Here is a 22302-nt window from a genome sequence, read left to right on the forward strand (position 1 = left end):
CAACTCGCGCTTCTGTTCCGGTATATGGGGCCACAATTTCCAGGTTCAAGGGCGCAGGCGCTACCAAAAGTGTTTGGCGTGCCCCAGATCAACTTCGACCCGATCATTCTCCTTTGCACTAAAAAACCTGAGTGACCGAGCAAATTGAGCTAAGCATCAGGATTGTCAGCCCAGAACAAAACACTGTATAAATAACCAGACCTAAAGCCTGGGAGCGGCCGTCATGCTCGTGCACCTGTCTGTACACAACTACGCCATCGTTGAACATCTGGATCTCGAACTGGATCGCGGGATGAGCGTAATCACAGGCGAAACCGGCGCCGGCAAGTCGATCATGCTCGACGCCCTGGGCCTGACCCTGGGCGACCGTGCAGACAGTGGCGTGGTGCGCCCCGGCGCAGACAAGGCCGACATTCTGGCCACCTTCGACCTCGCAGACATCCCCGAAGCCGAAACATGGCTGGCCGAGCGCGACCTAAATAATGACGGCCCGTGCATCCTGCGCCGAGTCATCACCGCCGAAGGGCGCTCACGTGGCTATATCAATGGAACGCCCTGCCCCCTTGGCGACCTGAAAGCCCTGGGTGAATTGCTGATTGATATCCATAGCCAGCATGAACACCAGTCCCTGCTCAAAACCGACACCCATCGCCGCCTGCTCGACGAATACGCTGGCGCTACTGACCTTGCCCGGCAGGTACAACTGGCTGCCCAGCGCTGGCGCCAGACCCGGCAGGAGCTGGAGCGAGTGTCCAATTCCGGCGACGAGCAACGCGCCCGCCACCAATTGCTCAGCTATCAGCTTGAAGAGCTGGAAAGCCTGGGTCTTGGCGAAACCGAGCTGGAACAACTGGAACAGGAACACAAGAACCTCACCAACGCCGAAACCCTACTGGGTATCTGCCGCCAGGTGGTGGAGCAATGCAGCGAGAGCGATTCCGGCAATGTGCTCAATGCGCTCACGGCCAGCCTCAACCGACTATCCAGTGTTAACAGCGCCTCAGGCCCACTGAGTGAAGCCACCACCCTACTGACCAGTGCGCAAATCCAGGTAGAGGAAGCCGTAGGCGAACTCAATCGCTTTCTTGATCATTTCGACGCCGACCCGGCGCGCCTTCAGGAAATAGAAGAGCGCCTGGACACCATCTATACGCTGGCGCGCAAACATCGAATTCAGCCCACCGAAGTGGCAACCATGCAGCAGAAACTGCTGGATGAAATCGAGACCCTGAACGCAAATGACGAATCCATTGAGCGACTGGGCGAAGAGCTCAGCTCTTTTGCCCGCCACTATCAGGAGAAGGCCCGCGAACTGAGCGATCTGCGCCAACAGGCCGCCACCAGCCTGGCTGGCGCCGTCGAGCAGGAAATTCAGCGCCTGGGCATGCCGGGCGGGCGCTTTAGCATCGAGTTGCGCACCAACGCCAGCAATGAGTTGCAACCCTACGGCCTGGAGCAGGTAGAGCTACTGGTCAGCGCCAACCCTGGGCAACCGCTCAAGGCTCTGGCAAAAGTGGCGTCTGGTGGTGAGCTATCGCGAATCAGCCTGGCGATCCAAGTGATTACCGCGCAAACCTCACGGGTACCGACACTGGTGTTCGATGAAGTAGACGTAGGTATCGGTGGCCCCACTGCGGAAATTGTTGGTCAGTTACTGCGCCGCCTGGGGGATCGCGGCCAGGTGCTGACCGTCACTCACTTGCCACAAGTGGCGGCTCAAGGGCATCAACACTTGTTTGTGCACAAGGTGAGAAACAGCGATGCGACACACACTGCGGTATCCAAACTGAACAAGTCGGAGCGCGTGGAAGAAGTGGCACGGATGCTTGGAGGGATCGACTTGACCAAAGAGTCTTTGGCACACGCGAAGAAAATGGTCGTAGCCGCCAAGGCTTGAGCCGAACTTTTCCTTATTATAGAAAGCACGAAGGCGACCCTAGGGTCGCCTTCGATCGTTTCGCAGAGCAATTCTGCGTCGTTTTTACTTTTTCTTACGGATGTACAACACAAGATTGTGGTCGACCAAATCGAATCCATGCTCCTCAGCAATTTCGTGCTGGAGCTTTTCGATTGCCGGGCTGGTGAACTCGATAACCTCATTGGTATCCAGGTCAACCATGTGATCGTGATGACCACCGTCAGCCAATTCGAACACTGCATGACCGCCGTCGAAATTATGACGAACCACCAGCCCTGCGGCTTCAAACTGGGTCAGTACACGGTAAACCGTGGCCAGGCCGACGTCCTCGTTAGACTCCATCAGCGCCTTGTAAACATCCTCGGCACTCATGTGGCGCTGCTCAGCAGAATCGAGCATTTGTAGAATCTTGACTCGTGGCAGAGTCACTTTAAGACCGGCTTTGCGTAGTTCGCTATTTTCAACCATGGTTAGCTTTCTCGCGGATGCTGCTTCGCAGCTTCTCTTAATACGGGTATGATCGGCGTTTACGTTGTCCCAGCCAAGATAGTGGAAGTCGCCCACCGATGCAAAACACCAAGCTCTTGCTAACCAGTTTCACCCTTGTGGGACTGCTCGCACTCGCCGGTTGTTCATTCCCCGGGGTTTACAAAATCGACATCCAGCAGGGCAATGTCGTCACGCAGGACATGATAGACCAGTTACGCCCGGGAATGACCCGACGGCAAGTACGGTTTATTATGGGCAACCCCCTGCTGACCGACACTTTCCACGCCGATCGTTGGGATTATCTCTATAGCCTGCAACCTGGTGGCGGTGAACGCCAACAGGAGCGCGTCAGCGTCATTTTCAATGGCAATGACCAGCTTGTCAGCCTGTCGGGTGATTTCATGCCAGGCGTAAGCCGTGATCAAGCACTGCTCGGCAACGATAACGGCACGAATGTGACTGCACCTGTGCAGGAAAGCGAGAAGCCGAAGTCCGAAGTACCAGCCAAGCCAGGCTCCTTGCTCGACAAGATCCAGAAAGACGTCGACGGGGTCGAAACGGTCCCCGTCCCGACGCCCCAGCCTCTGGACACCAGCCCGCAGTAACATTGTGGCGCATATAAAAAGCCCGGCATGCCGGGCTTTTTGTTACCTGTCCTGTCGTTCAGCCAGCTTATGGATTCTGCCGCTTTGCCAACGCCGCCTTGGCCGCACGCAGTCTGCGCACTTCTTTAGGGTCCGCAAGCAAGGGCCGATAGATTTCAATACGATCGCCCGATTGCACGGAGCGCACCTCAGCGTCCGTAACGACCCTACCGAATACCCCCAAAGGGCAATCAGCCAGATCCAGCTCAGGAAACTGCGCCGCCATCCCGGACAACTGCACTGCCGCGCGTAAACTGGTTCCCGAAGCCACCGTCAGCGCCAACAAAACCTGGCGATCCTCGGCGGCATATACCACCTCAATCTCAACCATGCAGCTGCTTGGCTCGCTGGCAGAATGCATCCACCAGGGTGTTGGCAGCCTGATTGAACAACGGCCCCAATGTCGCCCGCACAATCGGCCCAGCGTAATCAAACGACAGGTCCAGGCTGATCTTGCACGCCTTGTCGGTAAGCGCCTTGAACACCCACACACCATGCAGCTGGGTAAACGGCCCTTCCTGCAGATTCATCTCAATGGACTTGCCCGGCACCAGTACATTACGCGTAACGAAGTGCTGACTGAGTCCGCCTTTCGCCACCCCGACACTGGCAACCATATGCTCATCACTGCTTTCCAGCACCTCGGCAGTTGAACACCAAGGCAGAAATTCCGGGTAACGCGCCACGTCGTTGACCAGGTCATAGAGCGCCTGCGCCGGATAGGGCAGCAGGGCCGAACGTTGAATATGCGTCGTCATGTGTGCGTGATTTCCACAGCTGAGCGGCAAACATCGCGAAAGAACAGTCGGATCCGCGAAAGAAAAAAACCAAAGAACTGCCCGTATTGTCCGGGATTCGACCAACACGCTCAAGCACGCAGGTTGACCGTAGCCGACACGCTCGCAACTCCCTATAATGCCGCCCCTATGGCTAAACAAAAGAAACACCCCACAGGGACCATCGCGCAAAATAAAAAAGCGCGACACGATTACTTCATCGAACATCGGTTCGAGGCTGGTCTGGTCCTGGCCGGCTGGGAAGTAAAGAGTCTGCGTGCCAGCAAGTTGCAACTGGTCGACAGCTACGTATTGCTCAAGGATGGCGAGGCATGGCTGCTCGGCAGTCATATCACCCCGCTGACAACCGCGAGCACTCACGTGATTGCCGACCCAGTGCGCACGCGCAAACTATTGCTCAATGCCCGCGAACTGGAAAAGCTCGCCGCAGCCGTACAACAGAAAGGCTACGCCTGTATCTGCCTGTCCTGGTATTGGAGCAAGCATCTGGTCAAGTGCGAGATCGCACTGGGCAAGGGCAAGAAGGAATACGATAAGCGTGATACAGAGCGCGAACGCGATTCCAACCGCGAACTGCACCGCGCCGTGCGTAACAAGGGCAAGGAAGAATAATCCTTGTAACGATGTAGCCTCGGGACTTCCCCCCGGCTACATCCCCTTGCGCCGTTCCGCACGCGCCACGCGCTGAACCTCCTGACGCACTTCCTCCAACACTTCCTGCACGTACTCCAAGTGACGTGTCGAGACGTCTCTCGCCTGCTCGGCCCGCCCCTCGATAATCGCCAGGTACAGTTCCCGGTGCTGGCTGATCAGCATGTCACGGGTCTCTGTACGCTGCTGATACATGCCACCAATGTTGGTCACCACGTTACGCTTGAGCAGGTCAAACAAACCGCGAATGGTGTGCAACAACACCGCGTTATGACTGGCCTCCGCGATAGCCAGATGGAACCTCGCATCCGCAGCACCCTCCTCGACTCGGCTCACTTCATCTACGCGGGTATAGCAATCCTGTAGCGCGTCGAATGCAGCGGTCAGCCGCTCACGGTCGACCTCAGTAGCTCGCAATGCTGCGTAATAAGCACAGGACGCTTCAAGGGTCTGACGAAACTCCAGCAGGTCACGCTGGGCCTCGGGATTGTTTTCCAACAGGTGCAACAGCGGATCGCTGAACGTCGAGCCCAGTGATTCGGCAACATAATTGCCCCCACCCTGACGGCTCACCAACAAGCCCTTGGCCACGAGTTTCTGAATCGCCTCCCGCAATGACGGACGCGACACACCAAACTGCTCAGCCAAAGCGCGCTCGGCCGGCAAGCGTTCACCCGACTTCAGAGTGCCCTCAAGGATCATCCCCTCAAGCTGCTCGACAATATCGTCAGACAAACGGCGCTGACGCACCTGATCAAACCCCATAACTCGCTCTCCATCATCCCGACCACTCGCCGGGCCCTCTATTCTGGCCTATCGCCGCCCTTCCAGCACCTATCAGAACAGCTTCGACTCACCCGGCCAGATCACCTCGTCCACCGACCTACGACCAAAGTTTCGCGAGCGGCAAATTGACACATCTTCAGAAGGCTTTTAACCTAGCCATCAGCGATTGTAAATTGGTATTACCAATTATCCAAATCGACTATGAAGTGCCTGACCAACAACAATTAGGGGCCACCCCATATGCAAACCTGGCAACAGCTCTACAGCCCGCTCGGCAGCCTCGGCCTGTCCGCATTGGCCGCCGTTATTCCGATCGTATTCTTCTTCCTGGCGCTGGCCGTGTTTCGCCTCAAAGGCCACGTGGCCGGCAGCATCACCCTGGCGTTATCGATACTGGTGGCGATCTTTGCCTTCCAGATGCCGGTGGACATGGCGCTGGCCGCTGCCGGTTACGGTTTTGCCTATGGCCTGTGGCCTATTGCCTGGATCATTGTCGCGGCGGTGTTTCTCTACAAACTCACCGTCAAGAGCGGCCAGTTCGAGATCATCCGCAGCTCTGTCCTGTCGATCACCGATGACCAGCGCCTGCAGGTGCTGTTGATCGGTTTCTGCTTCGGCGCATTCCTTGAAGGTGCCGCCGGTTTCGGCGCGCCCGTGGCAATTACCGCCGCACTACTGGTAGGCCTGGGCTTTAACCCATTGTACGCAGCCGGCCTGTGCCTGATTGCCAACACCGCGCCCGTCGCCTTCGGGGCCCTGGGAATTCCAATCATCGTGGCAGGGCAAGTGACCGGAATCGATGCTTTCAAGATCGGCGCAATGACCGGTCGCCAGCTACCGCTGCTCTCGCTGTTCGTGCCGTTCTGGCTGGTATTCATGATGGATGGCCTGCGTGGTGTTCGCGAAACCTGGCCGGCGGCGCTGGTCGCGGGCCTGAGCTTTGCCATTACGCAGTACTTCACCTCCAACTTCATCGGCCCGGAACTGCCGGACATCACCTCGGCCCTGGCCAGCCTGATCTCTCTGACTCTGTTCCTGAAAGTCTGGCAACCCAAACGCACCGCGGGCGCGCAGATTGCCGGCGCCACTTCCGACGTAGCGATTACCGCCAGCGCCGGCGGCTTCGGCCTGCCGCGCAACACCGTCGCCTCACCTTACAGCCTGGGGCAGATTTTCAAGGCCTGGTCACCGTTCCTGATCCTCACCGTACTGGTCACCATCTGGACCCTCAAACCGTTCAAGGCGATGTTCGCCGCAGGCGGCTCGATGTACAGCTGGGTATTCAACTTCGCGATCCCGCACCTGGATCAAATGGTGATCAAGGTTGCACCCATCGTGACCAACCCGACTGCGATTCCGGCGATATTCAAGCTGGACCCGATCTCAGCGACCGGCACCGCGATTTTCTTCTCTGCACTGATCTCGATGCTGGTACTGAAAATCAACGCCAATATTGGTCTTACCACTTTAAAAGAGACCTTCTACGAGTTGCGTTGGCCGATCCTGTCTATCGGCATGGTGCTGGCATTCGCCTTTGTCACCAATTACTCCGGCATGTCTTCGACCATGGCGCTGGTATTGGCCGGCACCGGCGCAGCCTTCCCGTTCTTCTCGCCTTTCCTCGGCTGGCTGGGGGTTTTCCTGACAGGCTCCGACACATCGTCCAATGCCCTGTTCAGCTCGTTGCAAGCCACCACGGCGCATCAGATCGGCGTCAACGACACGCTTCTGGTCGCTGCAAACACCAGCGGCGGCGTGACCGGCAAAATGATCTCGCCGCAATCGATCGCCGTGGCCTGCGCCGCTACCGGACTGGTGGGCAAGGAGTCCGACCTGTTCCGCTTCACCCTCAAGCACAGCCTGTTCTTCGCCACGATCGTCGGGCTGATTACCCTGGCCCAGGCTTACTGGTTTACCGGCATGCTGGTGCACTAAACCCGCAAGCAATAGGGTAATAACCGACGCCGAGCGGTAACCTCGGCGTCGGCTTCGCGCAATCGTGTCAATACGGCGCCCAGGGGGTGCTGATCCTGGAGGACCAATGAGCCTGCCTGCCGCTTTCCTTGCTGACGTCGCACAGTTGATCCCAAAAGATCGGCGTTTCGACGATCCATTGTCCACCCTCGCATTCGGCACCGACGCCAGTTTTTACCGATTGGTCCCACAACTGGTGATCCGTGTCGAGTCGGAAGACGAAGTGGTGGCGCTGCTGCAACTGGCCCAGCGTGAACGCGTGCCGGTGACTTTCCGCGCGGCCGGCACCAGCCTGTCCGGGCAAGCGATAAGCGACTCGGTGCTGATCGTGCTGGGGGACAATTGGAACGGCCGCGAGATTCGCGGGCAAGGCACTCAGATCCGCCTGCAACCCGGCGTAATCGGCGCACAGGCTAACGCCTGGCTGGCGCCATTCGGGCGCAAGATCGGCCCAGACCCGGCGTCGATCAATGCCTGCAAGATCGGCGGAATCGTCGCCAACAACGCCAGTGGCATGTGCTGCGGTACGGCACAGAACACCTACCACACCCTGGCCGGGATTCGTCTGGTCCTGGCCGATGGCAGTCGCCTCGATACAGAAGACGCGACCAGCGTTACGGCGTTTCGTGAACAGCACAGCGCACTGCTTGAGCGCCTGGCGACACTGGGTCGTGAGACGCGGGCAAACGCCGAATTGGCAGCAAAAATACGCCACAAATATCGTCTGAAAAATACCACCGGACTGTCACTCAACGCCTTGGTGGATTTTGATGATCCGCTGGATATCCTCAGCCATCTATTGGTGGGCTCCGAGGGTACCCTCGGGTTTATCAGCGCAGTCACCTACGACACCGTGATCGACCACCCAAACAAGGCGTCGGCGCTGATTGTGTTTCCGGATGTGGAGACCTGCTGCAACGCAGTCACCGTACTGAAAACCCAACCGGTGTCGGCCGTAGAGCTGCTGGACCGACGCAGCATGCGCTCGGTGCAGGACAAACCGGGCATGCCTGCATTCGTACAGCACTTGTCAGAAAATGCCTGCGCCCTGCTGATTGAATCCCGCGCCGCATCTTCGTCATTGCTGCATGAACAATTGGCGCTGATCATGGCGTCGCTGACCGGTTTCCCGGTGGAGAAACAGGTCGACTTCACCGAAGACCCGGTGGAAAACGCCCGCCTGTGGGCAATCCGCAAGGACACCTTCCCCGCCGTTGGTGCTGTACGCAAAACCGGCACCACGGTGATCATCGAAGACGTCACCTTCCCGGTCGAGCAACTGGCCATTGGCGTGAACCGCTTGATCGAACTGTTCGACAAACATCACTACGACGAAGCCATCCTTTTCGGACATGCCCTGGAAGGTAATCTGCACTTTGTGTTCACCCAAGGCTTCAACAGCGCAGAAGAAGTCACACGCTATCAAGCGTTCATGGATGACGTCGCGCAATTGGTGGCCGTGGAGTTCGGCGGCTCGCTGAAGGCGGAGCACGGCACCGGCCGCAATATGGCACCCTTCGTCGAGCTGGAATGGGGTAGCGACGCCTATCAACTGATGTGGCAACTCAAACGCCTGCTCGATCCCAACGGCATTCTCAACCCGGACGTGGTGCTCAGCGAAGACCCGCAGATTCACCTCAAGCACCTCAAGCCGCTGCCTGCAGCCGACGAGCTTGTGGATAAGTGCATTGAGTGCGGCTTCTGTGAACCGGTATGCCCATCGAAAGGCCTGACGTTGAGCCCTCGCCAGCGCATCGTAATCTGGCGAGATATACAGGCGAAAAAACGCGCCGGCGTCGACACCTCCGAATTGGAAGCGGCCTACCACTACCAGGGCATCGACACGTGTGCCGCTACCGGCCTATGCGCCCAGCGCTGCCCAGTAGGAATCAATACCGGCGACTTGGTGAAAAAACTGCGAAGCCGTGACGCCGACCGTACGAAAACCGCCGAATGGCTGGCCACCCATTTCGCCACGGCACTGCAAGGTGCGCGCTTTACCCTGCATGTAGCCAATGGCGCACGCATGCTGCTGGGGGCACCTCGTCTGGCGAAGCTGTCGGCCACCGTGACCAAGCTCTCCAAGGGGCAGATCCCGCAGTGGAGCAACGCCATGCCACAACCGGAAAAAGCCATTCGCTTCAGCCCGGCAGTGACGGATGAGCGGCCACGGGTGGTCTACCTGGCGGCCTGCGTCTCACGCGCCATGGGCCCGGCGGCCGGTGATAAAGAGCAGATGTCGCTGTACGAAAAAACCCAGACACTGCTGGAAAAAGCCGGTTACCAGGTCGTGTTTCCCGACAATCAGGACAACCTGTGCTGCGGCCAGCCTTTCGCTTCCAAAGGCTACGCCGAACAGGCAGAACACAAACGCCAGGAACTGATCGGTGCCCTGCTCCATGCCAGCCGCGGCGGCCTGGACCCGATTTATTGCGACACCAGCCCCTGCACCCTGCGCGTGGTGCAAGACCTTGGCGAAACGCGCCTGGACCTCTACGACCCAGTACGTTTCATCCGCACGCACCTGATGGACCGTCTCGATTTCACACCGCAAGAAGCGCCGATCGCCGTACACGTCACCTGCAGCACCCAACACCTGGGAGAAAGCCAGGCCCTGATCGACCTGGCCCGCCGCTGTGCCAAAACCGTGGTGATCCCGGAAGGCATTCACTGCTGCGGATTTGCCGGCGACAAAGGTTTCACCACGCCGGAACTCAACGCCCACTCGCTGCGCTCCCTCAAGGATGCGGTGCAATATTGCAGCGAGGGCATCTCCACCAGCCGCACCTGCGAAATCGGCCTAAGCCAGCATGGCGGCATCGATTATCACGGATTGGTGTACCTCGTGGATCGCGTGACCCAGGCGCGCGCCCATTAACCCCGCAAAAAAACAGAACCCCTGCGCGCTGGCGTAGTCATCTGCATAGGCCTCGACGAACGAGGCCCATCAGTGATGTCGCTGGCAGCCCTTGAACGCCAGCAGCGTCGAGCCCTTTTGCGCAAGGAGATACCCTATGAAGCGTTCCGCTCTTGCTGGCTTGTTCATTACCGCTGCGATGCTGGCCTCCCCTGTTTTCGCAGCGGGCGAGCCCGATCTGTGCAAGATCAACCTGGACAAAATCAACAACGGTAAAGCGCTGCTCGCCACCGACGCCAGTGGCAAAAGCGGCGAAATAGACACAGCCGTCTCCCAGGCCAAGGCCGCCCACGCCGCCGGTGACGACAAGAAGTGCATCGAGATCACCTCCAAGGCCCTGCAAGACCTGCAGAACATCGACAAAGGCAGCCAATAAACGATAGGGCCAACCTTCGGGTTGGCCTTCCGTGACCGTTTGGCGTACACTGCACAGGCTTGTCACTCACTATGAAACAACGAGTTACAAGCACGGGGCCGTTTAGGATTCGACGCCGGTCGCGAAACTTTAGGTGCATGCCGAGTTGGTAACAGAACTCGTAAATCCACTGTTGCAACTACTTATAGTTGCCAATGACGAAAACTACGGCCAGGAATTCGCTATCGCTGCGTAAGCAGCCTTAGACCTGAGCTTCTGGTACCTTCGGGTCCAGCAATCACCAGGGGATGTCTGTAAACCCAAAGTGATTGTCATATAGAACAGAATCGCCGTGCAGTACGTTGTGGACGAAGCGGCTAAAACTTACACAACTCGCCCAAAGCACCCTGCCCTTCGGGTCGCTGAGGGTTAACTTAATAGAAACGGCTACGCATGTAGTACCGACAGCGGAGTACTGGCGGACGGGGGTTCAAATCCCCCCGGCTCCACCACTTCATCATCTAAAGACGTCCACGGACGTCTTTTTTTGTGCCTGAAATCCAGTGAATACGGGGGTTTCAGGGCTACGGGGGGCTTTCCAGGTTTTTTGAGTTCCAGACGGTTTGGTATTCCCAATGGTATTCCCGGCTACCCGGCGCTAATCTTGGGAATACCAAAAGGTGTCATGGAGTACTTCTCATGTGCGCTCAAACTACCCGCCTCTCCGACCGCCAGCTCAAGGCGGTCAAACCGAAAAACAAGGATTACGTCCTCACGGATGGCGACGGGCTCCAGCTGCGAGTCAGGGTCAATCGCTCGATGCAGTGGAATTTCAACTACCGGCATCCCGTCACCAAGAATCGAATCAACATGGCATTCGGCTCTTATCCCGAGGTTTCTCTTGCGCAAGCGAGGAAGAAAACCGTTGAGGCAAGACAGCTGCTTGCACAGGGCATCGACCCAAAAGCTCAGCGCAATGAGCTGCAGGAAGCCAAACGAGCGGAAACGGAACACACCTTCGAGAACGTGGCCACCGCCTGGTTCGAGCTGAAGAAGGATTCCGTCACGCCGGCGTATGCCGAAGATATTTGGCGCTCCCTCACACTGCATGTTTTTCCGAGCATGAAATCAACGCCTCTCTCGGAAGTCAGCGCCCCGATGGTCATCAAGCTCCTTCGTCCGATTGAGGCCAAAGGCAGCCTCGAGACAGTTAAGCGAGTGAGCCAGCGCCTTAACGAGATCATGACCTACGGGGTCAATTCCGGAATGATCTTTGCCAACCCTCTCAGCGGCATTCGAGCGGTGTTCAAGAAACCTAAGAAAGAGAACATGGCAGCGCTACCACCTGATGAGCTTCCGGAGCTCATGATGGAAGTCGCGAATGCCAGCATCAAGCGGACGACCCGCTGCCTGATCGAATGGCAGCTACACACTATGACCCGCCCTGCTGAAGCGGCGACTACCCGATGGGCAGACATCGACTTTGACAAGCGCATCTGGACCATCCCGCCGGAGCGCATGAAAAAACGTCGGCCGCACACCATCCCGTTGTCCGACCAGGCACTCGCGCTACTGGAGACTCTCAAGTCCCACAGCGGTCACAGGGAATATGTGTTCCCGGCAGATAGAAACCCGCGCACCCACGCTAACAGCCAGACCGCCAATATGGCGTTGAAACGCATGGGCTTCCAGGACCGCTTGGTCAGCCACGGCATGCGCTCAATGGCCAGCACTATCCTGAACGAGCATGGCTGGGATCCAGAGCTGATCGAAGTCGCCCTGGCACATGTCGACAAGGATGAAGTTCGAAGTGCCTATAACCGTGCGGACTACATTGAGCGCCGACGCCCAATGATGGCTTGGTGGAGTGAGCATATTCAGAAGGCGGCAACGGGTAGCCTGTCGGCATCTGCGATCAATCAAATCAGGGACAGCAACGTCGTGCCTATACGATGAGGCCCACCTAACGCACCAGCGGCCAAAATGACGCCTTAGAGAAAACGATGACTTTCTCGAGGTCTCGTTTAGGCATCAATTGCACTCGCCTTTGCGAATACACTGTCGACCTGAAAATGCCTCAGTGTGATGGCGACCCATTGTGCGCGAGCACTTCATCCGATGGTACAGCGCACGTGCGAAGGCCTGGCTATCGAGCCGCGTGGGCGACTGCCAATCGCAGATGGAGGTGCCGCCGACGGGCGTGATGGTTCAGGACCTGGATTATCGTCGGGTTCCTGTACTAAGGACGACTGTCTGTACTTCCACTGGAAGGCGATCCTAATACCGACACGTATCGCTCAATTCGGGGTAGCTCAGGAGGTAGCTCATCTGCGCGAGCCGTACCATACTCCCGCGTTCTGTTTACGCGTGGAGCGCGCCATACATGATTTCGCGTAGCGAAAGACTTGGCTGGCTGAACACGGAATTGATGTCGAAGGGATCTGAGAACCATGGCGGACTATTTCACCACCGAACACTTCGAGTTGCTGAACAAGTGGATCGGGCAAAAGCGTGACGAATCAAACCCCGAACAAAACCGGGCCTACAATGATCTGAAGAAAGCCTATGAGATAACAGAAACGTGGGCGAACAAGCTAAAGGCTGAGTTGTTTCCAATGGGCCGCGTGGAGATTCGCAAGCGCCCTACCAACCAAGGTAATAATTTCGCTGGCTATAATTGGGCAAAAATCTACCCCTCGTCCGAAGCGCCGAAGGAGTTGGCCTACACCGTAGGCATCGATGCCAATGACGGCTTCGTGGTCAAGATCGATACCGTGGGACTAGATGAGTCGGATGCGACGCGAAAAGCCTATTTAGCGTTGCGCGGCACCTATAACAACTCATCCCCCTTTGTCACCAAAATGCCCGCCGGCGATGGTCTGGAAAAATCGCTGGACCAGCTCATTTCGTGGAGTATCGAAGCGATCCGCAGCTTCAAGCTGCGCTACGACGAGGTGGTGGCCAAGCTGAACCTGGGCATGGCACTGAGTGACGAGGATCTTCTCAAGCACTTCGATAGTAAACCTGCATTCCAGACTTTCCGGGCCTCGTGGTCGCCACACGACAAGGCGCTGTTCTGTCGATTAGCGCGGGCTGTCCACATGGTTGGTCTGGACTGGTGGCACATGAACAAAGGTGTCCAAGTGCGCTTTGGCCGCAAAAATCCCGGAAGTGAGCGCGCGGTCGGTGTGCTTGGCGTCATTCGAGGCACTCGGACGCGGAAGCTCTCATGGACGCGAGAGGTGGGTGCGTTACCCAAGCTACACCGCGAACCGCTGACGGAGGAGCTCGTCTCGAAGATCGAAGCAGCCCTTTCAGCCGATCGTGGCTTCCTCGACGACTGGACAGTACTTGAAACGGAGAGACCGGGACTTTGGCCAGATCAACTGCGTGACGATCCAGTGGAACACGGCGATGATTCCGACGAAGACGAAACGGTCGATTCTGATGTAGTAAGGTTCCCGATTAATCGTATCTACTACGGTCCGCCCGGCACGGGGAAGACCTACGAGTTGTCGAAGCTGCTTAAGCGAGAGTATGAGCAGGCCATGACTTCCGTATCCAAGGAAGAGTGGCAAAATCAGTTTGTGGGCGAAAAAACGTTGGGCCTTACCTGGTGGGAGGCAGCTGCGGCGGCTCTCTACCATCTGGGGGGCAAAGCGAGTGTCGACACACTGCTTGACCACCCTTTCATGAAAGCTATTGCTGCCATGAAGAGTGCGAACAAGAATGTGCGAAATACCGTTTGGGGCGCTCTGCAGTACCACACGATTGAATCATCTAAAACCGTCAAGATGAGCAAACGAATGGCGCCGGCAGTATTCGACAAGCTACCAGATTCGTCCTGGATACTTGCTGGGGATTGGGAGGACGCAGCAGCCGACCTGAAAAGGCTAGTGGACGAGTACGATGCCGGTCCACCCTCAGCCGAATACATCAAACGTTACAGTTTCGTCACCTTCCACCAATCTTACGGTTACGAAGAGTTCGTAGAGGGACTCCGGCCGGTTCTCGATGGCGATGCAGAGTCCGGTGAAATCCAATACGAGATCCGCGCGGGCGCCTTCAAGGATCTGTGCAGGAAGGCGCGATTGGCACCGGATCAGAAATTCGCGATGGTGATTGACGAGATCAACCGGGGAAACATCAGCAAAATCTTTGGCGAGCTGATCACCTTGATCGAATCTGATAAACGCGAAGGAGCTGTGAACGCCGTTTCTGTAGCTTTGCCGTATTCCGGCGAAAGTTTTTCGGTGCCAGCCAATGTCGATATTATCGGCACAATGAACACGGCAGACCGATCCCTTGCGTTGCTGGATACCGCGCTGCGTCGCCGGTTCGAGTTTGTGTCGGTGATGCCGGACGCTCGCGATGAGCCAGGTGCGCCGCTCTCAGGCCTTCGGATCAGCCTGGGCGAGCAGGTGGTCGATGTGCCTCGCATGCTTGATGCCATAAACCAGCGCATCGAGGTGCTCTACGACCGAGACCATTGTATCGGCCATGCGTACTTCACACCGTTGGCGCAGGTGCCTGATGGGGACGAACGATTTGTAGCATTGCAACAAGTGTTCAGCACCCGCATTCTGCCTCTGCTCGAAGAGTACTTTTTTGAGGATTGGCAAAAGATCCGTCTTGTATTGGCGGACAACCAGAAATCCCCCGCCGCATGTTTTGTTGTAGAGGGTCAAGATCAGGAGGACGATTTAGCTCGTCTGTTCGGCAACGACCATGGCATGGACAGCTACTCCACCAAGCGCCATTACGCTGTGCAGGAGGCTGCGTTCTCTAATACGGATGCCTACATTGGCATCTACCATACGTTGTCGACCTAAATCGTGGGGGGGCGCGTGAGTGGTATCTCGATCTACGAATTTGACGTACTGATAGCAGCGACATCTGGGGACGCGTCTTCCGAGGGTTTGCACACAATCCCGGACCAGGTATACGGATGGCTTGAGCGCCAATGCCTGCGGGCCACCAATGAAAGTGGTGCGCAATGGCTGCGCCTGACTCAGCGGCATGGGCATCGTGTCGTTCAGGTCACCAGTTTTGTCGGAGTGATCCGTGCACCGGACGGTTACCAGATAGAGGTGCTGCCCAAGGTCGGCAAAGCGATAGGCGGCGGTGCGGTCGAGGCACGTCAGCTTCTAATCGAGATGCTCTGCTGTCTTCAAGGCTTCCGCCACGTTCAAACAGACAGCGCCAAGCTATCGGCGGCACGAATGCCCTTGCTGGAGGTTTTTATTGCCGAATTTCTGCTTGCGGTGGGGCACATCGTCAAACGAGGGTTGCGCAGCAACTACTCCTGTCGGCAGGACAACCTGTTTGCACTTCGCGGCAAGCTGATGATGGCATCGCATCTGCGGCAAAACCTATATAGGGCGGACCGATTCTTTACAGAGCACGACGAGTTTTCGATCGATCGCCCGGAAAACCGCTTGCTACACGCCGCCTTGCGACGAGTGCTGATGCTGTCGGCGTCTCAGGCTCATCAGCAACTGGCCCGTGAGTTGGAGTTCGTGTTTGCAGAAGTCCCAGTATCAGCGCAGCCACGGATCGATTTCCAGCAGGTGCGTCTCGATCGGGGCATGGGTTACTACGGCGATGCGTTGGCTTGGGCGAAGTTGATCCTAGACGAGCAGTCCCCCCTGACAGGCAGCGGCGGTAACAATGCTCCGTCGCTGCTGTTCCCGATGGAGGCAGTATTCGAAGCGTTTGTATCCAAGCATCTCGCGAAACAACTGGTGCGGCCGCTTGTCCTGAAAACCCAAGCACGCAGTCATCACATGGTTCGCCATCGAGAGCAGAACTGGTTTTGTCTAAAGCCAGATCTTTTGATCCGGGATACCAACAAGGATCTGCTGGTCCTTGACGCAAAGTGGAAACTGCTGGATGGACTGAAGGCCAATGGCACGAGCAAGTACGGCCTCGCGCAAGGCGACTTCTACCAGTTGCAGGCTTACGGCCAGAGCTACCTGAATGGTACGGGGGATGTGGTGCTGATTTACCCCAAGACGGCCGCATTCGACCGGCCACTATCAGTATTCGAGTTCCCTAAAATAAAGGGTCTGAGATTATGGGTGCTGCCCTTTTGCCTGAAGTCACGCCAGCTTTTGGTTCCGGGCGGTGCGCCGTTTACTGCAGTGTTCAAGGACACGCAGAGGGAAACTACTTTCAGACTTGAGCTGTCGGCATTCGACTGACAACTGTTCCACTCGTAGATTGCCAGAGCAGCAATAGCTAAACCGCCAATATAGCCTTGAAACGCATGGGTTTCGAGGGCCGGTCGGTCAACCGCGGCATGAGCGCCATAGCCAGCACCATCCGGAACGAGCATGGCTGGGATTCGGAGCAGATCGAAGTCGCGCTGGTGCATGTCGACAAGGACGAAGTCCGAAGCGCTTACAACCGAGCGGACTACATTGAGCGCCGACGTACGATGATGACTTGGTGGAGTGAGCACATCCAAAAAGCAGCAACGGGCAGTCTGTCGGCAACTGCCATCAATGACACCAGGAACTGCAATGTCGTGCCTATACGGTGAGCGCTCACCGGACGCCGCCGGTAACCGAAAATGACTCCCCAGATGGAGTGAAGGTTGATTTGGCGACAGCAGCGACACCGGCGACAACCTGCGTAATACCTGGTCTGCAGCATGGCGACAGAGGTAGCGACTGTCGCCGCTGTAAGCCTCTCTCTTGGGACTTCTCGGCCAAGCCCACGCGAGCGGGAAGGCTCCGCATTCCCACTCGCATGGGCTCACATTAAAAACCGACCAACGACCACTCGGCCATGGAAAACCACCGGCCACCAAGGTCTTCCAGCGCTACCGATTGGCGCAAGAGTCACCCCCAAAATACTGTTGACCGCTAGCAGAACGAGCGCTAAACCAGACCGTACAAGCGCTGTCCTCGACAGTACCCAGGTAGCCAGAACCTTTGAGGCTACGCCACATCGTGGTGGTTCTCCCCAAGTGCGATTAGCGTCCGGCGGCTCGCACGGTCACAGCGATGTGATGGATGCCACTTCTTCCAGAATGCCCACTGCGGCAACTCATGCCCCCTCCTGGCTGTTCTGCAGCAACTTATCCGCTTGGCCATTTCTTGCGCCAACCTTTTGCCCGTCTCTTTGCCCCCTAAAGAGACGGGCGCATCTCACATTGCTGCAGCCCCGCTCGCATGGGGCTTTGCGGCTTTCCCCCTCGTGACAATCGGCGTGACAAACACCGAATGCTCACTCGCCACAGCGATGCCGATGATGGTGCCGCAGCCCATGAAATGGACTGCCCCTGACTGACAGTCAGGCATGCCCCGGTCATCACATCACTGCCTTCACCTGACTCAGGATCTCGCGGCACCGGTCTCGTCAGCCAGTGCAGCCTCCACCCGCCCACCGCTATCGGTGTTCAGGAGGCCAGATCATGAGATGCCCAAGCTCTCGGTTGTAAAGAGCCGCCAGTCCCGCGTCAGTGGACAAACCTCACAGGTCGCAGGGACCTTGATCCCTGATAACACTCAGCAACCGTGGCGGGATGAGTGAGGACGAAGTCGATCATCTCAGGAGAATGGCGATGCAACTGTGTGAAGCGTTCGAGCCACCACAACCCTTGCTGGAATACCAGCAGGCGCCACTGCCGTACCCGGTCGAAGCCCTAGGGGATCTGTTGGGCCCTGCGGTCGAACGACTGGCCGAGGTGATCGGCGTGCCCTGCGCCATGGCCGCTCAATCGATACTGGCTACTACTGCCCTGGTGAGCCAGGGTCATGCCAATGTCCAACTCGACGGTCGAACCTATCCGCTGTCCCTTTACCTACTGACGGTGGCGTCCTCGGGTGATCGCAAAAGCGCGGTGGACCATCTGGCACTGAAGGCGGCGCGCGACTGGGAACGACAGCAGTGGACCCAGTATGCGGAAAAGCTCAAAGCCTATCGCGCCGCCAGCAACATCATGGCCAAGCCCAAAACCGCAAAGAAACACGCGGAGGCGGAAGGCGGTGAGCAGTCCGAACCGGTACCGCCAAGACTGATCATTGCCGAACCGACCATCGAGGCCCTGGTCAAAAGCCTGTGCCATGGCTTGCCCAGCATGGGTTTGTTCAATGATGAAGGTGGCCAATTCTTGGGTAGCAGCACCATGAGCAAAGAGAATCTGCTCAAGGCAATCACCACCTTGTCGATGCTGTGGGATGGCAGCCCGATCGACCGGGCGCGCTCCATGGCCGGAGAAAGCCTGCGGGCCTATGACCGCCGCCTCAGCCTGCATCTGATGCTGCAACCCTACCTGGCCAACCAACTGTTCAAAGACCCGGTGATCAATGGCCAAGGCATCCTGGGCCGTTGTCTGATCAGTTGGCCCGAGCGCCTGGCCGGCCAGCGGCTCTATAGGGCGATCGACTTGAGCCGGGATGCCAAAGTCCAGCGCTACCAGCAGCGGATCACCGCCCTGCTGCAAAAGCCCTGGTTGCTTCACCAGGATGGCTCACTCAATCCCACCACGCTGGAGCTGACTCCCCGGGCCCGACGGGCCTGGATCGATATTCACGACACCATCGAGTGCCAGTCGGGCGAGTTCGGCGAGCTGGCCGGCGTCCAGCCTGTCGCGAGCAAGGCGGCGGCGAATGTGCTGCGCATCGCAGGTGTACTGGCCATGGTTGAAGAGGCCAGTGCCTTGGACGAAGCACACATCCAGCGCGCCTCCACGTTGATGGATTACTACCTGGCCGAGATTCAGCGCCTGACCGAACAGGAGCCGGTCAATAGCCGACGCGAGGAAGCAGATCGGCTGCTGCGCTGGCTGGTGCAGAAAGGCTGGACCCACTTCACCATCCGTGACGTCAATCGCAACGGCCCTCGTTTTGCCCGCAAGAGCGCTGACCATACCGCCTCTTTATTGGTCGTACTGATCACTCATCGCTGGCTGAGCAGCCGCGACGGAAAAACTTTCGAGGTCCGCCATGTTTCGCCTCAATGACGCGGTGCGCCGCTACCAGGCGCAACATCAACCGCAGCCAGAATCGCGGCGTGTCGCCGCCGCTGTCGCCACCCTGTCGCCACGCACCAGGCCAGAAACGACGCGGGCTGTCGCCACTGTCGCCGCTGTCGCCACACCACCCTTGGACCCTGCCTACCTCGCCCGACTGATCGAGCAACTGCGTGAGGAAGGAGCACTGCTGCAACACCAGGAGAACGCCCTCCTGATCCGCCCGACACACTGGCGGCAGATGGACAGGCTCAGCCCTCACTGGAAAGCCCTGCTGCTCTTTCTGCAAACGAACGAAAACGGTGATGACAATGGCCTTGGTCGGTCGGCGTGAGGGTCGCAACTTTGGCTATGGCCGCCAGCTGAGCTACGCCGGCCCACAAGCGCTCAAGGATCTGTTTGCCGGCGGCCACTTCGCTACGGTCAAAGCGCATAGCGATCGCTGGCAAGCGTTCGTGCGTTGGTGTCGGTCAGAGGACGGCCCCGGTTACAACGATGCGCGTCAGATCAATCGACGCACACTACAAGACTACGCCGCTTACCTGCGCCAGCAGATCCAGCAAGGTGAACTCTGCATCGCCACCGCGCAGAACCGCCTGAGCAGCGTCAACCGCACCCTCGCGGCGCTGCGCGGTGATCAAGATGTGAGGATCGCCAGCCCGAGCCAGGCGTTGGGACAGAAGCGCTCGACCGCACGCACCCGCGCCCCGGATGGCCAAGACCGCCAACAGGTGCGGCGAGTGTTTGAGGTGCTTGGCGAACGGCAACACGAGCGGGTGGCGGCGATTGTCCTGTTGGCCCGAGCAACCGGCATGCGCCTACGCGAAGCAATCCTGGCTGACCTGCCACGCTTGCACCGCGAAGCCGAACACTTAGGCCGCATCAACATCCAGGACGGCACCAAAGGCGGCCGCTCAGGCGCTTCAGCGCCGCGATGGGTCGTGGCCAATGAAGAGGTTAAGGCGGCACTGCTGCTGGCTCGTAAGGCGTCGCCGACCGGCAGCCGTAACTTGCTGGCCCGAGACGAAAGCTACGCCGCATTCCTGCATCAGACCGTGCTCCCCGCACGCCAAACGCTGCATGAACACGGGCTGAAGGGTTTCCATGAACTGCGAGCGGCCTACGCCTGCGAGCGTTACGAGCAGCTCACGGGCCACGCCGCACCAGTCAATGGTGGCCACTGCTATCGCATTGACCGCGACCTGGATCAACAGGTGCGCCAACAGATCAGCCTTGAACTCGGTCATAACCGGATCGATGTGGTTTCGGCCTACATTGGAGGGAGAGCGTGACCAAGCCCTTCGATATGGCGCTGTTCCTGAGCGGCGTCCTGACTGGCTCGACGGCCACGCAGCAACGCCACCTGCGCCAAGCCCGAATCATGCAAGCGGCCATTCAACAACGATGGCAGCGAGACAATCCCTGGACCTGGCAGATCAAGCACGTGCGCTGGTTTCTCACTCAGTACCTGAAAGACCATTCCGATGCTACCCGGTATTACTATCGGCTCACCGCCCTATTGGTCTGGAAGCGATTAGGGAACGGCCAGAAAATTTCTGATCTGGCACCTCAAGATTACAGCTCCCTTCAGAGCAGACCAAGAGACCATAGGTAGTTTCTAACCTCTCCCATGCCTCTGCTGGCCACATCTATTAAATAATCACGAGACTGGCGGTGGAGTGGAAGCGGGCCGGATTGACGCACCCATTTCGCGACATCCTCTGCGGGCAATCTGCGGGCTGCCAGGATCATGGCCATCAGATCATCTCTGGCATTCGCATCCCGAACTACTGAAGTCAGATCCGCTCCTCTGGCATGGTACGCGGTGCCGTCCGTCATTCCGGCAGCGTGGAACGAGGCGCGTCGGATGACGCACGGGACGCACTTACCACACTGCTGGTGTGTCCGCTTCCACTTACCACACGATACCGTTTCCGATGCTAGGACCCTCAAGTTCGCTTGATCTAAACACCTAGAAAGCATCTCTCCCTTCGTCTGAAGCGCGTACGGATTCTCGACTCGTACAGGCAGGCCGACCGTATCCAGAATTTTTTGGAATAGGCCCAAAAAATGTGGGTGCGTCGTCCTAGTACTCAACGCGCCAATGCGGCGAGCAGTCATTGGAGGGTTCAGCGCAATGAGCCCGTTCTCGGGAACGAAAAGTTCTACTGGTGTGCCAGTGACTCGTAGCTGCGCCAGTGTGGCCCCAACCAGTGCACCATAAGCGAGGAAATTGAAGCTTCGAGTGCGCATCTGCACATCGGTTTTTCTCCCAGTCAAGGACACCGGATTTGCCACCGCAGCGAATCTTGAGACCTCCACCGGTAGATGATCCCGAACCATGATTTGCTTTTCCGAGTCACCTCGATATGCATGACTTATCAACAATGGGCGTCTGCCCTCTGCTAATAAATTCAACGCTCCAATGCCGCTATCCATCCCCCCCGAGAACAAACTGACGCAATCGTGGCCGGCCATAACGGTGATGCGACCACGGTTCTGAGACGTGAGCTGTCTGGGTCCATCAGGCAATAGGATGATCTCCCAAAGATCGCCGCTTAAGAAATGCAGAGCCTTCTGTAAAAGCGGTATCGCGGCCTGCCAAAGTTGCGGATCAGCGATGGGGATGAATAAACGAAGGTCCCGGGCCCAACCATCATCAGCGTCTGCTTTATCAACAAAAGTATCTGCGGCTGTTACGGCCATGGCTATAGTCAACAAATCGAACCCGGTTCTACTGACCGGAGCACCCAAACGCCTCACTGCAGCGCGAACTGGCCCCCCTATAGAG

At 57.7% G+C, this 22302-nt stretch carries 19 protein-coding genes, 1 other RNA gene and 1 pseudogene; 16 read left to right on the forward strand and 5 right to left on the reverse strand.

Annotated elements, in window-relative coordinates:
• Positions 1–223 precede the first annotated feature (223 nt).
• Positions 224–1897: a DNA repair protein RecN gene (recN, locus tag ACHPFG_RS27040; RefSeq protein WP_431700913.1), complete on the forward strand. Its 1674-nt coding sequence runs from the start codon at positions 224–226 to the stop codon at positions 1895–1897.
• 84 nt (positions 1898–1981) lie between these two features.
• On the opposite strand, the gene fur is transcribed toward recN, so the two are convergent.
• Positions 1982–2386: a ferric iron uptake transcriptional regulator gene (fur, locus tag ACHPFG_RS27045; RefSeq protein WP_010562662.1), complete on the reverse strand. Its 405-nt coding sequence runs from the start codon at positions 2384–2386 to the stop codon at positions 1982–1984.
• A gap of 98 nt (positions 2387–2484) precedes the next feature.
• Here fur and ACHPFG_RS27050 point away from each other — a divergent pair, with 98 nt between their 5' ends.
• Entirely contained in the window at positions 2485–3012 is a 528-nt protein-coding gene (locus ACHPFG_RS27050; protein ID WP_431700914.1) for an outer membrane protein assembly factor BamE, read from the forward strand.
• A 67-nt stretch (positions 3013–3079) separates the two neighbouring features.
• On the opposite strand, the gene ACHPFG_RS27055 is transcribed toward ACHPFG_RS27050, so the two are convergent.
• Both ACHPFG_RS27055 and ACHPFG_RS27060 read right to left on the reverse strand, forming a co-directional pair.
• Positions 3080–3382, reverse strand: coding sequence for an RnfH family protein (locus ACHPFG_RS27055; protein ID WP_431700916.1), 303 nt, complete (start codon positions 3380–3382; stop codon positions 3080–3082).
• Positions 3375–3809, reverse strand: coding sequence for a type II toxin-antitoxin system RatA family toxin (locus ACHPFG_RS27060; protein WP_005791512.1), 435 nt, complete (start codon positions 3807–3809; stop codon positions 3375–3377). Before ACHPFG_RS27060 ends, ACHPFG_RS27055 begins: the two co-directional genes overlap by 8 nt.
• Positions 3810–3977: 168 nt before the next feature.
• Between ACHPFG_RS27060 and smpB the strand changes: the two genes are divergently transcribed.
• On the forward strand, positions 3978–4460 hold the full coding sequence (smpB, locus tag ACHPFG_RS27065) for an SsrA-binding protein SmpB (protein WP_003176160.1): 483 nt from the start codon (positions 3978–3980) through the stop codon (positions 4458–4460).
• A gap of 36 nt (positions 4461–4496) precedes the next feature.
• Here the strand turns inward: smpB and ACHPFG_RS27070 are convergent, their stop codons facing one another.
• Positions 4497–5264 (reverse strand): FCD domain-containing protein, encoded by a 768-nt coding sequence (locus ACHPFG_RS27070; RefSeq protein WP_431700919.1) that lies wholly within the window; start codon positions 5262–5264, stop codon positions 4497–4499.
• 261 nt (positions 5265–5525) lie between these two features.
• Between ACHPFG_RS27070 and ACHPFG_RS27075 the strand changes: the two genes are divergently transcribed.
• The 13 genes and pseudogenes from ACHPFG_RS27075 (at position 5526) to ACHPFG_RS27135 (ending at position 21126) form a co-directional block, all read left to right on the forward strand.
• Entirely contained in the window at positions 5526–7220 is a 1695-nt protein-coding gene (locus ACHPFG_RS27075) for a lactate permease LctP family transporter (protein WP_431700920.1), read from the forward strand.
• Positions 7221–7326: 106 nt separating this feature from the next.
• A complete protein-coding gene (locus ACHPFG_RS27080) occupies positions 7327–10137 on the forward strand; it encodes an FAD-binding and (Fe-S)-binding domain-containing protein (protein ID WP_431700921.1) in 2811 nt (936 codons plus the stop codon).
• Between the two features lie 136 nt (positions 10138–10273).
• Positions 10274–10552 carry a hypothetical protein gene (locus ACHPFG_RS27085; protein WP_431700923.1) on the forward strand — a complete coding sequence of 93 codons (279 nt, stop codon included), beginning with the start codon at positions 10274–10276 and terminating at the stop codon, positions 10550–10552.
• A 94-nt stretch (positions 10553–10646) separates the two neighbouring features.
• Positions 10647–11043, forward strand: a transfer-messenger RNA (tmRNA) gene (gene ssrA, locus ACHPFG_RS27090).
• Positions 11044–11230: 187 nt separating this feature from the next.
• Positions 11231–12487: an integrase domain-containing protein gene (locus ACHPFG_RS27095; protein ID WP_431700925.1), complete on the forward strand. Its 1257-nt coding sequence runs from the start codon at positions 11231–11233 to the stop codon at positions 12485–12487.
• A 162-nt stretch (positions 12488–12649) separates the two neighbouring features.
• Positions 12650–12928, forward strand: coding sequence for a YgjP-like metallopeptidase domain-containing protein (locus ACHPFG_RS27100; RefSeq protein WP_431700927.1), 279 nt, complete (start codon positions 12650–12652; stop codon positions 12926–12928).
• Between the two features lie 53 nt (positions 12929–12981).
• Positions 12982–15363 carry an McrB family protein gene (locus tag ACHPFG_RS27105; RefSeq protein WP_431700929.1) on the forward strand — a complete coding sequence of 794 codons (2382 nt, stop codon included), beginning with the start codon at positions 12982–12984 and terminating at the stop codon, positions 15361–15363.
• Between the two features lie 15 nt (positions 15364–15378).
• Complete coding sequence (locus ACHPFG_RS27110; protein ID WP_431700930.1) at positions 15379–16734, forward strand: McrC family protein; 1356 nt, start codon at positions 15379–15381, stop codon at positions 16732–16734.
• A gap of 41 nt (positions 16735–16775) precedes the next feature.
• A pseudogene (locus tag ACHPFG_RS27115) lies at positions 16776–17075 on the forward strand (integrase); the annotation flags it as partial.
• Positions 17076–18101: 1026 nt separating this feature from the next.
• Complete coding sequence (locus ACHPFG_RS27120; RefSeq protein WP_192230249.1) at positions 18102–19502, forward strand: YfjI family protein; 1401 nt, start codon at positions 18102–18104, stop codon at positions 19500–19502.
• The gene (locus ACHPFG_RS27125; RefSeq protein WP_192230247.1) at positions 19486–19845 is read left to right on the forward strand and encodes a hypothetical protein; all 360 of its coding nucleotides are present in this window, start codon (positions 19486–19488) and stop codon (positions 19843–19845) included. Before ACHPFG_RS27120 ends, ACHPFG_RS27125 begins: the two co-directional genes overlap by 17 nt.
• The gene (locus ACHPFG_RS27130; RefSeq protein WP_192230251.1) at positions 19823–20803 is read left to right on the forward strand and encodes an integrase domain-containing protein; all 981 of its coding nucleotides are present in this window, start codon (positions 19823–19825) and stop codon (positions 20801–20803) included. Before ACHPFG_RS27125 ends, ACHPFG_RS27130 begins: the two co-directional genes overlap by 23 nt.
• Positions 20800–21126, forward strand: coding sequence for a hypothetical protein (locus tag ACHPFG_RS27135; RefSeq protein ID WP_192230245.1), 327 nt, complete (start codon positions 20800–20802; stop codon positions 21124–21126). The genes ACHPFG_RS27130 and ACHPFG_RS27135 overlap by 4 nt, the downstream gene beginning before the upstream one ends.
• On the opposite strand, the gene qatC is transcribed toward ACHPFG_RS27135, so the two are convergent.
• Positions 21099–22217 carry a Qat anti-phage system QueC-like protein QatC gene (gene qatC / locus ACHPFG_RS27140; protein WP_318652996.1) on the reverse strand — a complete coding sequence of 373 codons (1119 nt, stop codon included), beginning with the start codon at positions 22215–22217 and terminating at the stop codon, positions 21099–21101. The two genes, ACHPFG_RS27135 and qatC, sit on opposite strands and share 28 nt — an antisense overlap.
• Positions 22218–22302 lie beyond the last annotated feature (85 nt).

Source organism: Pseudomonas sp. BR20 (genome assembly GCF_050780135.1).
GTDB lineage: Bacteria > Pseudomonadota > Gammaproteobacteria > Pseudomonadales > Pseudomonadaceae > Aquipseudomonas.